We start from the raw sequence: 12,787 nt of genomic DNA, 5'->3' as shown, positions 1-12,787 counted from the left end.
CTTTTTATTTACGATAAAAACGATTAGCTAGTACTATTCACGTGCTTTTCGAACTTTACTTATATGGTCAAAGCATACTCAACTGTTCTAATTCTACAAATATACGATACAGCCTCTTGCCTCTAATTCATCTAACCAGCTCGGGATTTTTAATTCATGATTCCACCTTAAATCTAGTCGATCTAAGCTTTCCATTGCCAATAATGATTCCGGTAATTCCTTTAAATCATTACTTCGTAGATCTAATTCTAGTAGATTTTTCAAATGACCCATCGATGCTGGCAATGTTTTCAATTTATTTTGTCTGAGATTTAACCGCCTTAATTTTATACATGTATGTAATGAATCAGGTACTTCCTGTAATTGATTGTCTTCTAACTCTAAAACCCGTAATAATGCTAGTTCTCCGATTTTTTCAGGCAGACTAGTCATGCTATTTTTTTTCAAATGTAATTCTCTTAAATTCGTTAATCTACACAAACTTTCTGGTAACTCCGTTAATCGATTATTCATTATTCGCAGTTCTACCAGTTTATTTAAATTCCCTATTTCCTCTGGTAGTCCACTCAACAAATTATCACTTAAGTTTAAATATCTTACTTTTGTAAGCTGGCCGATTTCGGGAGGAATCGATTGCAATTGATTATGATGAAAATACAAATAGTCCTCCATATTCACTAAATGACCAATTTCAGGAGGAATGAGGTCAATATGATTATGCCCTGCATCTAACATTCTCAGATTCTTTAAGTTCGTGATTTCTGCTGGCAAATTGTTAATTTTATTGACTGAAATATTCAGTATTTCTATACTCGTCATTTGAAAGATTTCTGTAGGTATTTCCCTCAAATCGTTATCAAATAGATTCAAATCCTTTATTCCCTTTATTTGGGATACATTAAAATCAGGTAAAGTTTTTAAATTCATCTGTGCTAAGTTAATTTTCATGTTCATCTTCTCCATAATTTAATTTTGAAGCTAATGTAAAGAGAGTTTTGGACGATAATAGGATATGTATGGTAAAAACTAAAAAAATTAGGAAGGTGGAAACTTTTTATGATAACATCGAGAAACTCATCAACTATGCAATATTTAATGACTCGTCGATCTTATAAACAAGGTCTCACACAACAAAAACAAAACAACCAAAACAGTAACGACATTAACCGTACTTCTAAAGAGAAACAACAGAGAATCGATAATGTGAATAAAATTATTGAAAGCAGCAAAACCTCTAAACTCACAACTAAACAAATTGACACACTTAAAAATGCGGCTAAGGATGGTTTGTTGGGCTCTAATAGTAATAAATTAGGACCATTAGCGCAACATAATCTCCAAAATATTTTATCAAAATCTAAGTACTTCACCACACAAAAAGCTTATCGAAATTCCATCTAATCGCATAACCATACAAATACCCACCCTCTAAATCTTTTAGAGGGTGTTTTTACATTGGGAAATACTTATATAAAGTGTTGCACAATAGTCCCTTTACTGTTATATGATTCTAATTCTGCATATGCTCCGTTTATAAAAGTGATTTGTGGTGGCACATGCCCACAATCAATGTCATAGATAATAGGAATTTGTAGCTCCTCAGAAAGTTCTTGATATACATCTTCAATTGTATAGTTTCCAACGGATGTATTCGCAGCACTTCTACCAAATAGAATACCTGAACAATTATTAAACCATCCAGCTAATTTCATTTGTACAAGGGATCTGCGTAGATCAGTCGTGGATAATTCGCAGTTTTCCAAGTACCATATAATAGATTCTCCTTGAATATGCGTTTCTTGAAAGCTTTGAACATCACCGAATTTCGTTCCAATCAAATGTCTGATAGTATCTATACATCCACCAAGTAAACGCCCTTGAATTTTCACCCTCTCCACTGATGTAGATTGCCATTTCGTTTTTTCCGTAAAATTAAAAACATAAGGCGAGGGGCTATCGAACTGCCATTCTTTTTGATAGTGGTCTGACGAATGCTGTACGATGGACTCGCCCTTTTTTAAGGATAAAACTGATTGCCACATGGCGGTTGTATCATCAAAATACTCTCCTCTTAAATCTACTAAGTTCGTTCCATGTGCAGTAGCGATACCCGTTGTTAATGTAATTGCCAACAATAATAGACTAACATCTGAGTACCCTAATACCCATTTTGGCTGAATATTGGAGAAATCAATATATTCAAGTATTTCAATAAGGAGCTCTCCACCCCATGGAGGAATAATAATATCGATATCATCATTAGCCATCATGTGATGAAATTCTTCGGCACGCTTAATAGCAGAGGCAGATTTTGCCTTATCCTGAGTCCAAGCAGTTTCTCCACAAATGACTCTAAACCCCTTATTTTCCATACGAATACATGCTGTTTTCAATAAATCATGAAGTTCAACGGGTACACCAGAGGAAGGTGCTGTAACTCCAATGGTCATGTCATCTTTTAAAAATGGATAGTTGATCAAATGAATCACCCCTTAATTTTTTATCATTTTAACACAAATTGTATCCTGTTTTTAAAACATAATTCATATCTTTAGAGCCGTGAGCTGACCTTTTACCGTATAATTACATGTCCACCTACTACCACTCTTGGATTATGTTTATTTATTAAGCCGACTGGCCTCCATCAAACTTCGCATTTGTAAAAGCAGCCATTATATAATAGATCACGTTTATTTCCGCTTTTTTAAATGTTCTCTATATGCTAGCAATCATTTCACTACCAAATGACGCTCCCTGTACAGCCTTATTTCCTCGGTAATCCGTTCATCCGCTGTTATTTCATATGCTGCCATGATTTATATTTCCCTAATCAATTGGGTTACTCGCCTAGGAAATAAGAAAAAAATTTCCCGGGTAAGCGCAGGAACTGACATTATCGATTCATATTACAGCACTAAGCGACTGATTTCAGCAATCTTCTATTTGCATGAAATAAATAGGACCTTTCTTTTGAAAAATTCATATTAAATTTTTCAAAAGAAAGGTTTGATTAGATGAATAGCATCTCTCCTATCTATAACTTTACATATTCTAGATGATAGAAAGGAGGGATTTATAATGGGTACAAACTATGACAAACACGATAATTTATCATTCGCACTAATCGTTGTCCTATTCATACTTTTAATTATTGTCGGCACTAGGCGCTAGCTTTGTTCAACATAAATGTCGGGCAATAATTAATAGTCTCCAAATAGCCTTCCTTCTTCGAGGTAAAATAATCATAACAGCCTTTTTTATGTTTACCATAAAAGGGTCGCCCCGAAAATTGACCCTTTTTTTAATTTTCATTTCTCTTTTTCCTCAGTCCAACAACAATAGGATTTCATACTTCACGCTAGGTTTATGGAAATGAAGTACGGCAAAATTAGAGAATAAAAAAAGACCAGGACTCTAAAAACGAGCCCTGATCCTGTTGCCACTAAGTTCTCAAGTTTATTGTATGATGGTTGGTAGTATGAATAGTAATAGAGAGCAAGCCATTAATACAAGAGTTACTTTTTTGGGTAATGTTTTTTGATTGGGGCCTTCATAAAAGCCTGAGAATTGTAACTTATTACGATACAGAATGAATAAAATTATGTATATTGCTATCCCTGGGAACCAGCCAATATCATGATCCATATTTGTTTGTAAAGTGGAATAAATGAGTTGTACCGCTCCCCACATAAGACATCCAAAAACTATAAAAATAACAATCATTCTTATTAATTCTAAGAATACGCTTCTTGTATACGACCTTTTCCGACTAACATTAATCTCCCTCTATATGCCTTTTCGAATAGTCGAACAAAATGCCGTTGTAGGAATGCAAATTTTAGCCCATTTGTATATACAACGCCCACTACACCAGAATCTTTCATTTCATAAAGAGCTAGTTATATACTAATCAAACTTTATCTACGATCAAATACAAGATTAGCAGCAAGACATGTCAAAACACTTGCCATGAACCATCGTTGAACTTTTAACCACGTAGGACGTGTGCCCAATAATTTAGCAACTCTACTAGCTACCAAAACAATAATGAGATTGACTATAAAACTCACGATGATTTGTGTTAGGCCCAATATTCCTCCCTGAATCAGTAAAGAACCCTTTGCTGGATCTTCAAATTGAGGTAATAGTGATACATACAAAATGGCAATCTTGGGATTTAGCAAATTCGTCATAAGTCCCATTAAAAATAGTTTCCTTGGTGGTTCTATAGAAACTGTCCGAGGTTCAAGTATAGATGTTGCGCCAGGTTTTATCGAATTCCAAGCGAGCCATAATAAATACACGGCTCCTGACCATTTCACCAATTCATATAAAAATGGAACCGTAATGAACAGCACTGTAAGTCCAAACATTGTGGCAATAATGTAAATGATGAAACCTAGCATTATACCTAATAATGATATGAATCCTGCCATCCGTCCTTGTGTAATAGAACGAGAAATGAGATACATCATATTCGGTCCTGGCGAGCAAACCATCCCAAGTGAAACAAGTGCAAAAGCTATCAAAGTACCAAAAGTTACCATACCTATTTTTCTACCTCTCTGATCTAGAAAAAACTTACTGAATGAATTAATTTTAATAACCCAATTTCTTTATCCATAAAATTATTGCCTAAAAGAACTAATGGTATTGTACCCTTTTAATCTACGAAATGAATAAGGAGAAATATCATGGACCGCTAAATTCTTTTCTCGATTGAAATAAGTTAACGAATTATTTTTGCTTTTCCTAAAAGGTACAGATTACTTTTCATTCATCTCTTTTCGCCATATACTTAAATCACTAAAAGGAGGTTAGAAAATGAATCATCGTCCTTTACACCAATGGCAAAAAGAACATCATCATCGAGTAAAAAATTTCCATAAAAATCACGCGTTAGCTTTAGAAAATGGCGAGAATGGTAATGGGCTGTTAGCTAAGTGGGAAAGATTTGTATACAAAAAAGGAAAAGCACTTTTTAAATCTGCTAAATAATTTTACTAGTTACTAGCTGTTCTATTATAGGACAACTCATTTTTCATTTTTAATCTTCTCTTTCTTCAATTTCATCAAAAGGCAGAAACGTTCCTAACACCTCGTTTCTGCCTTTTGTTTTAGTCATTTCTGTTTTTCTTCATTGCCTCAGCTACTGCAGAAGCATATGGATCGTCTTCTTGATAAAGCTCTTTAATAATATTGGCGTAATCCGTACTATTCCGATTTTGACTTAATTTATAGGCAGCCTGAACCTCTTCTACTTTTATTTTAAATCCTTTTATTCCTTTTATTTCTTTTTGTAACATTTCAGGAGATAGCTTTTCCCACAGGACAGGGTTTTCTCGGAATTTCTCATATTTTTCTAGTAATTTTGATAAATCCTGTTCTAATTCCGTACCTTCCATAATACTTGCTTTCCCATAAATATGAACGGCTTGATAATTCCAAGTGGGTACATTTTCTTGTTCATACCAAGAAGAAGAAATATAAGCATGTGGACCATTAAATATAGTTAATAGTTGATCCGTCTCCTCAAAAGTTTTCCATAACGGATTGCCGTAAGCTAAGTGACCTGTTAGGTAATAGTCATCCTGATCTTGATTAAGCAGTAATGGAATATGGGACGCTATGGGCCTCCCCTTACTTATCGCAACAATTGTCGCAAATGAATTCATTTTAATAAATTCTTGTATTTCTTTCATATCTGTTATTTTATAATACTTTGGAATAAACATATAAACCCCTCCTCTTTACAATCATTGTGAAATAAAAAATAACGATCTTCTTAATTTGTTTACAGTTTCCCTTTCACCATGTAATTTGATTATAAAAGGTTGATTGCACCTATTAAAAGAGCCAAATATGTAATTTTGGAAGGAGCCAGTGAAACGTATGATTGAAATTAGCCTCCTATTAAACAATGAAGCGTGTCTAACTTTTAGGGGTCACTTCAAGGATGTTAATTATTCGTATTGCGTTTGAGTTGGTTTTCAATACCAGCTCGATCAATTTGTATCCAGTATTCTACTATTTTTTCATTTTCTATTCTATAAATCGCGCTAGCTATTTCAATAACCGGAAGATTAGTTGGCTGATATCCATCAACCTCTCCAACATGTGTACCAGCTTGTTTCCAACGTACATATACTTTCTGATCTTGTACTATGAATTCTTGTATTTCTAATGAAAAATCGCCATATGCGTCTATCATTTCTTTTACATGTTCAGCATAATCCTTTGGCGTTCTTACAACCGTTATTTCTTCTTCTGAAATAACTTGGTGTGCCAATACTTGGTCTGCCATTAATTCAGTTGCATAATCTGGATTTTTTCCTGAACGTACTTCTTCAAAAAATTTCTTAACAATATGCTCTGGTGTCATTTAAACCCTCCATTGTTATCCATGATGGCGAGGAAACCTACATCCCCCATACATTATCATAATGCAAGAATTACCGAATTGGAATATTATTCTACCAATCCCACTCATAACCACACCAAACTCTCCACTCTCAATCTGTTGCATGTTGGCTGTTTGATGTCGTTATCAAAGCAAAAGAAAATGCCTCCACCCAAAGGTGAAAGCTTAAAAAATGGAGGTAACTTTATACCTCCTGTTTATTAAAAGATACTAGTAATGGACACAAATACTAAAAATAAAAATACCCCAATATAGAGCCAGCCATTAATTTTTCTCTCTTTTTGAAATTCTTTCAATCCTAAAATTAAAAGCAAAACACCTAAGAACAATATCATTAAGAACTTTAACCGATAATCACCTGTGATAATTCCGTAAGTTGAAAATGAGACTACTAGGATTGAAAAAACAATTTGTAAGATTGTTAGCAAAATGACCATCACCTTTTAAATAGTGTACTTTTATTATACAATACAAAAGATGATATGGATATAATTACCACTTATAAACCCTTTAATATTAATTAAGACCTTTACCTCTTTGCAAGCTTCATTGAAAGCTTAAACTATCTCAAGTTTCAAGGTATTTCGATCGACTATGATATATTCACCTGTTGTTTTGTTCATCACTTGAGAGACTTCCTTGGTATGCGATATCTCTAACCAATCATTTTGTATATCCACCAATATTTTTATTTCCACATCACTTTTTCCATATTTCAAACCATTATAGGAAATTTTCGTCATCATACTCACCCCATTTCTATACATTTGACCACTGACTGCTGGTCTGCAGTTGTTCGTTATTGTAATATATATTGCTAGAAACTCGCCCATTATAAAATACTGATAAATCAATATTTAAAAGGGAGTTTAATTCGCTTGCGAACTGATCTCTCTTTAATTTTACTTTTTTACATTTCGCAATCAACAACAGAACCCGTTATTATAAAATACAGACAAGACAAGAAGGTTTGTTTTGGAGAAAAACTTAATATTAGTAGACATTCTATCTCCAAATGGGAACGTGGAGAAAGTTATCCTAGTATTGAATTGTTAATTAAGTTAAGTGACATTTTTGATATTACGCTTGATGAATTAGTAAAGGAGGATCATTCTTAGAAAGAGAAACTCATCAAAGATAGCCAAAAATTAGTCTATCCAAGATGGAAGTTATTTTTTGATATTCTTTTAATCATTGGATTCTTATTCATACTAGCTAAGATATTCATTGTCATAGGAAATAAGTTATTTGATTTAAATATTGTGTTCCTAAAGGATTCTCTATTCTTTCAAATTGCACCATTTTTTATGACGATCATTGGAGCAATTGGTAGCGAATCTCTAGCTAAAAAATACAAATAACTATTTTAGTACTATCGTCATACACAAATCGTATAGGAGAGTCCCTTCAAACTATCTGAAGGGGCTTTATCCAGTATATATCCTCTTCAAATTTGCTCCAGTAGTTTCTGAAATGCTTTAACTATTTTCATGATTAGTTATCACATTTATTAATAGTAAGGTAAAGCTAACCTGATCACACATACCCTAATTAAATCTAATGATCGCTCCTATCCCTAATGGCTTTTTTTATTGTCTCGTCTAACAAAAATATACTTTATGTAGCCCTATAATTGATAGGTTAACACCCCAATCCTTGTCTACCGCTAACATACTATGTATTGTAGAAAGGAGGGATATATTATGGGATACTGTGGAAATGTAGGCGGCATAGAAAATGGTGGCTATTATGGCGGCGGATCTAATAATGGCTCAACATTTGCCCTAATTGTTGTTCTATTTATTCTTTTGATCATTGTCGGCGCAACTTTCTTAAAAAGAGAAAAAGACTGTTAATACAACCAACGAGCTGTAGCGTGTGTACCGCTACAGCTCTTATTTCTAGAACGTCTATCTGAGTTGAACGCTTCTATCACAAAACTTTTGATACATAAATAACACTTAGAACATCCTATTCCCAGATACTAGGCTCTCCTAATTTTTTCTTTCATCTTGACCACTCCCTAAATTAGAAGGTGGTCCTGTAAATTTACAATACAATGGAGACCATATAATTTTTATTTAAAGACAATTAACTAAAAAACACAGAAAAAAAATCATATAAATAATAGTGTTAAGCCATATGGTTTAGCTTCGCGTATCCCATTTTGTACCCTTATTCTAATTGCCCATTATGCCATTTCCTATTATGGAAATGGCTCAATTTTTTAATTTACTTCCCTCCCAAAATCAATTGACCATATCTTGCAATGTGTAGGATGCTTCTATGGAATATTAGAAAATGAAGTTCAGTAGTTGTATCTTTTCACTATTAATATAAGAATAAAATGAAAATCACTCATTATTTTTCAAATGAGTGATTTTGTGTGTATTAATTCTTATCTTCTATCTATTTCATGGCATAAAATAAGAATGTTATCATGTGGGCAGTGGTTTACATGTATACTCAGAATACCCATCCGATTGTATTAGAACTAGTTCAACGTGATTGTAAACTCCGAGTTCGGTGCACCCGCAAATACTACCGTTCCGTTCTTCGGCAGCTTTACTTTGTTATTGCCGCTCACAACAGTAAAATTGACGTATAGTCCTTCCTCATCATACACTGCGAACGAACTTTTTGCTGGTAATGACACTGTCATCGTTTTCCCTGCTGCCGCTTGCGGGATCGTAAACCATTTTGCATGCCCACTTGCTTGTAACTTCACTTTGGATGTTTGATCTGCATCAAGTGATTTTACGTTGGACCCACTTACGTATAACAATCCGCCCATCTCCATATATTCATTACCACCTTCTGTATAGAAACGAGCTTCCGACGTATCACGACCTGCCGATACAGGGATCTGAAGCTGATGCGCAGCCGTGTTTGGACCTGTAATTTTTCTGCCATTCCAATAGCCATCTAGATCTTCATTACGATTAATTTGTGTTGTCAGCATCATTGGTAAGAGATATAGCGCAGAACTATATTTTTCGTTTACGAGATAATACTTAACCCCTTCCCTTTGTGCCCATGCGACAGTCGTTTCCTTCGATAGCATATTGTCTTCTAGTTTCTCGGCTAAATATTGAGTAACCGCTACTTGCCCTAAACCCGGTAACGAAATAAATGAGCTCTCCACTAAATATGTTCGGTCATTCTTTTCTTTAATGAAGTAGAGCTTGGAAGTGCCTGTCTCATGAATGAAGCTTCCATCTGCAGTATAGACATATTTTTCTTCTGAATTACCGGGTAAGAGTAGTTCTCCATTCTTCGTAATTTCTATGTTGAAATGACTGAAACTATTGCCGTAAAAACCCGCTTTCTTTGCTATATCTTCAGGCATCTTGGCCTTGACCGGCTTGCCAAAGGATTTGTTCGGCTTGATATCCTTTATTACGCCTTTTTCTTTAAGCGCAGCGAGCAGTATTTCTGTCGCCATCAGTTGATTTGTAGAGCTACTACCGCCAGATGACAACACAGCCACTGCCATCTTCTGCTCAGGAAGTACGACCAATGAAGCATGTTGTAGTCCTGTATCTCCACCTTTAGCCAAGCCCTTTATCCCGTATTCACTGAATGGATATAGTTTCACACTATCCCAGCCAAGACCATAGTTGATAATATTATCTCCATCTCCTGGCCACATTCCTTTTTTATATTCCTCTTGCTCCATTGCCTTGACTGCCTTATCAGAGAGAATTCCTTTTTCATGTCCCATAAATATTTGTGAAAAACGCACCATATCTTCTGCTGTGGATGAGATTCCTCCCGTTCCAATCACATTCACCGATTCAGCAGGAAGCTGCCCTTCGTATGTTGGAAAATAAAGTCCAGCAAACTTGTCATTTTTCCCTGTGTTCTGCGGTGTTTTCGTATGATTGAGCTTTAAGGGTTCCGTAAACTGCTGATGTATAAATTCGGTAAAGCTCATTCCACTTACTTTTTCCACCATAATCTCAGCCAGTGTAAAGCCGTCGTTGCAGTATACCGAGAATGCACCAGGGTCCGCTTTTAAGCTCTGGTTGGACAATTGTCGCAACAAATTATCATGGGCATACGTATCATTATCATCAAATAAAAAGCTATTACCGTACCCAGTACCTTGCAAGCCGGAGGAGTGGTTCAGCAGCATACGTGGCGTAATGCGTTTGTAACGCTCGTCTTTCATCTGAAAATCAGGAACATAATGAACGACTGGAACATCTAAATCAACTTTTCCTTCGTCGACCAATTTCATCACAGCCGCCGTTGTATAGATTTTACTAACTGAACCAATCCCGTAAAGGGTATTTTTAGTCAGCGGCTGTTTTCCTTCCATATCGTTCTTGCCTGCTTGACCCGACAAAATAACTTTACCATTATCAATTAGCGCATACTGCACACTAGTCGTCTCATAGGACTGCGTGAGTATATTTGCCTTCTCTGCTGCAATTTTTTTCAGTTTATGGTTAGCAACTTCTTGGCTCACTACAACCGTAGTCTGATTGTCAGAAACTGCCATAGCCCCTGTTGGTAGGCTTATCGTTAACGCTAAAGTAGCAGCTAACACCCCGGATAATTTATTTTTCATGAAAAAAATTTCCTCCTTAGTGAAGTAATAGATTTTAAGAAAATATTTCTTAGAAAAAAAGAAATATTTTCTATAAATAGAATATCGTAGTATACTATGTTCGTAAATACAATGATAGACTTATCCCCTTTCAGGCTTAAGACCTATAATTAACGACGTAACTTAAAATGACCAGCATGACTAAATTAGCTTTGCTGGTCATTTCTATTAAGCTATCTACAATATTTATGAGTTGCGCTATTTAAATTATTACTTTGTTTCACCCTCTACTAGCCAAGCTGCTGATTAGGTCGAAACCTTTAAACGTATAAGCTTTAGAAAAAAACGGATATAAATACACCTTCTGTACACACTAATTACAGGAGGTGATTTATAATGGCGAACAACAATCAAAACTTTAACTCAAAAACTCCAAATGCCATGAGCCAGGAATTTGGAAATGAAACTGATGTAAATCAAATTAAACAACAAATCCAACAAGCTGAAGCTAAGAAAATGCAAGCTTCTGGTTCAACGAATTCGATGAGCCAAGAATTCGGAAATGAGACGGATGTTAATGAAATCAGACAGCAAATTCAACAAGCTGAAACTAACAAAAAATTTGCGTCAGGTCGATTTTCAAACGAAAACAATACAAAGTAAATTTACTCATCATCCACAACCGGCAGCCTTTGCCGGTTGTATTTATATTCTTTTTTATAAAGTCCTCCCTCAAAGTTATTGTTCAGTAAGCTTTTTGAAGTATAAAATGAACTCCATATTGTTTTTCTCTACTAAAGAAGCTGAAGAGATTTAAAGTGGCTTTTGTTTTTTATTATGACAAGTTCATTTCTTCTTAATTCCTTTCTTTTAAAACATCTCATCCTAGCTAAAATGATTAAAAGTAATAAGTAACATTCCATTGCATACATTGATATTGGTGCCTCGCACGCACTTTTTATTAGCTGTGGCGTTTATTAAAAGCCGCAGCTTTTTTATCTTTGTAAGACGAAGAACTAGCTAATCCAAATATGCGAAGCAACAAGCAAAACCCGTTAATGGTACATATTAGTAATTATTTTTTATAGAATAAAAATAGGCAAATGTCCCAAGTTAAAGGGTGATCTTGCTCTGTTTGAAACGCTTGTTTTGGATTTACCAGATAAACGGAATTAACTTTTTTGTTTTCAATTTATATACTGTAAATTGTTCTCCATACTTGCTCTGTAAATAATCGTCGGATTTAGGAATATATCCAAATACAAATACTAAAATTAGACCAAGTGGTATAAGTAAACTATAAATATTGTTAGAGATGAGCGCTAAACCTAATACCCAGAGGCAATCCCCTAGATAATTAATATGAATTGCATATTTAAATAATCCTCCAGTATATAGCATTCCTTGATTATCAGGATTGTCTTTAAAAGGCTTTCTTAACAACTCTGAAACGGTGTTTAGCATACTTCCTCCTACAAATAATACCCAACCTAAAATAAGGACAACTACATTTGGATCTTGATTACTAGTAATCATTAAGATTGGGAAGCCTAAATAATAGATCCCAAAAGCCATACTGTTCATAATAGCTTCTTGCCATGCTATGCCTCTAGTCAACCAAATAAACATCATAGCCGTTAATCGTAAAGCTGTAATAATCAAAGCAATAAAAAGCCCTAGTGCAATGCCTGATTTGTCATAAGTAATGAAAAGTAAATAATATGCAATGACCAGATAGATCATTTCAGCAACTACAATCAAGATTTTTTCTTTTATCGTTGGCTGGTTAATGCCATACATTGTATTACACT

Annotated in this window: 15 protein-coding genes; 6 read left to right on the top strand and 9 right to left on the bottom strand. The window is 34.7% G+C overall.

What is annotated here, in order from left to right:
* Positions 1 to 93 precede the first annotated feature (93 nt).
* Positions 94 to 948, bottom strand: coding sequence for a hypothetical protein (locus tag MKY80_RS10235; RefSeq protein WP_237068817.1), 855 nt, complete (start codon positions 946 to 948; stop codon positions 94 to 96).
* Positions 949 to 1,056: 108 nt separating this feature from the next.
* Here MKY80_RS10235 and MKY80_RS10230 point away from each other — a divergent pair, with 108 nt between their 5' ends.
* Entirely contained in the window at positions 1,057 to 1,401 is a 345-nt protein-coding gene (locus MKY80_RS10230; protein WP_089984596.1) for a hypothetical protein, read from the top strand.
* A 65-nt stretch (positions 1,402 to 1,466) separates the two neighbouring features.
* On the opposite strand, the gene MKY80_RS10225 is transcribed toward MKY80_RS10230, so the two are convergent.
* Positions 1,467 to 2,480 carry a S66 peptidase family protein gene (locus MKY80_RS10225; protein WP_089984599.1) on the bottom strand — a complete coding sequence of 338 codons (1,014 nt, stop codon included), beginning with the start codon at positions 2,478 to 2,480 and terminating at the stop codon, positions 1,467 to 1,469.
* A gap of 598 nt (positions 2,481 to 3,078) precedes the next feature.
* Between MKY80_RS10225 and MKY80_RS10220 the strand changes: the two genes are divergently transcribed.
* Positions 3,079 to 3,171, top strand: coding sequence for a YjcZ family sporulation protein (locus MKY80_RS10220; protein ID WP_080709335.1), 93 nt, complete (start codon positions 3,079 to 3,081; stop codon positions 3,169 to 3,171).
* 746 nt (positions 3,172 to 3,917) lie between these two features.
* On the opposite strand, the gene MKY80_RS10215 is transcribed toward MKY80_RS10220, so the two are convergent.
* On the bottom strand, positions 3,918 to 4,547 hold the full coding sequence (locus MKY80_RS10215; RefSeq protein ID WP_342532837.1) for a LysE family translocator: 630 nt from the start codon (positions 4,545 to 4,547) through the stop codon (positions 3,918 to 3,920).
* 277 nt (positions 4,548 to 4,824) lie between these two features.
* On the opposite strand from MKY80_RS10215, the gene MKY80_RS10210 reads away from it, so the two are divergent.
* Entirely contained in the window at positions 4,825 to 4,998 is a 174-nt protein-coding gene (locus MKY80_RS10210) for a hypothetical protein (RefSeq protein ID WP_239355074.1), read from the top strand.
* A 119-nt stretch (positions 4,999 to 5,117) separates the two neighbouring features.
* Here MKY80_RS10210 and MKY80_RS10205 read toward each other — a convergent pair whose 3' ends face one another.
* The 4 genes from MKY80_RS10205 to MKY80_RS10190 form a co-directional block, all read right to left on the bottom strand.
* Complete coding sequence (locus MKY80_RS10205) at positions 5,118 to 5,735, bottom strand: FMN-binding negative transcriptional regulator (protein WP_008174932.1); 618 nt, start codon at positions 5,733 to 5,735, stop codon at positions 5,118 to 5,120.
* 224 nt (positions 5,736 to 5,959) lie between these two features.
* Positions 5,960 to 6,382 carry an ester cyclase gene (locus MKY80_RS10200; protein ID WP_008174933.1) on the bottom strand — a complete coding sequence of 141 codons (423 nt, stop codon included), beginning with the start codon at positions 6,380 to 6,382 and terminating at the stop codon, positions 5,960 to 5,962.
* Between the two features lie 239 nt (positions 6,383 to 6,621).
* Positions 6,622 to 6,858 (bottom strand): DUF3953 domain-containing protein, encoded by a 237-nt coding sequence (locus tag MKY80_RS10195; RefSeq protein WP_089984604.1) that lies wholly within the window; start codon positions 6,856 to 6,858, stop codon positions 6,622 to 6,624.
* 120 nt (positions 6,859 to 6,978) lie between these two features.
* Entirely contained in the window at positions 6,979 to 7,164 is a 186-nt protein-coding gene (locus MKY80_RS10190) for a hypothetical protein (RefSeq protein ID WP_342533030.1), read from the bottom strand.
* A 135-nt stretch (positions 7,165 to 7,299) separates the two neighbouring features.
* On the opposite strand from MKY80_RS10190, the gene MKY80_RS10185 reads away from it, so the two are divergent.
* Together MKY80_RS10185 and MKY80_RS10180 are read left to right on the top strand one after the other, a co-directional pair.
* Positions 7,300 to 7,539 (top strand): helix-turn-helix transcriptional regulator, encoded by a 240-nt coding sequence (locus MKY80_RS10185; protein ID WP_342532834.1) that lies wholly within the window; start codon positions 7,300 to 7,302, stop codon positions 7,537 to 7,539.
* Positions 7,540 to 8,124: 585 nt separating this feature from the next.
* Positions 8,125 to 8,277, top strand: a complete 153-nt coding sequence (locus MKY80_RS10180) for a YjcZ family sporulation protein (protein WP_008174939.1) — start codon at positions 8,125 to 8,127, stop codon at positions 8,275 to 8,277.
* A 638-nt stretch (positions 8,278 to 8,915) separates the two neighbouring features.
* On the opposite strand, the gene MKY80_RS10175 is transcribed toward MKY80_RS10180, so the two are convergent.
* Positions 8,916 to 10,997: a serine hydrolase domain-containing protein gene (locus MKY80_RS10175; protein WP_342532832.1), complete on the bottom strand. Its 2,082-nt coding sequence runs from the start codon at positions 10,995 to 10,997 to the stop codon at positions 8,916 to 8,918.
* Between the two features lie 375 nt (positions 10,998 to 11,372).
* Between MKY80_RS10175 and MKY80_RS10170 the strand changes: the two genes are divergently transcribed.
* Complete coding sequence (locus tag MKY80_RS10170) at positions 11,373 to 11,639, top strand: gamma-type small acid-soluble spore protein (RefSeq protein WP_008174944.1); 267 nt, start codon at positions 11,373 to 11,375, stop codon at positions 11,637 to 11,639.
* 492 nt (positions 11,640 to 12,131) lie between these two features.
* Here MKY80_RS10170 and MKY80_RS10165 read toward each other — a convergent pair whose 3' ends face one another.
* The gene (locus MKY80_RS10165; protein WP_089984610.1) at positions 12,132 to 12,776 is read right to left on the bottom strand and encodes a DUF1295 domain-containing protein; all 645 of its coding nucleotides are present in this window, start codon (positions 12,774 to 12,776) and stop codon (positions 12,132 to 12,134) included.
* Positions 12,777 to 12,787 lie beyond the last annotated feature (11 nt).

This window comes from Lysinibacillus sp. FSL R5-0849 (genome assembly GCF_038595075.1).
GTDB lineage: Bacteria > Bacillota > Bacilli > Bacillales_A > Planococcaceae > Lysinibacillus > Lysinibacillus fusiformis.
The sequence above is the reverse complement of the archived record's forward strand: the minus strand, read 5'-3'. Positions and strand labels throughout refer to the sequence as shown.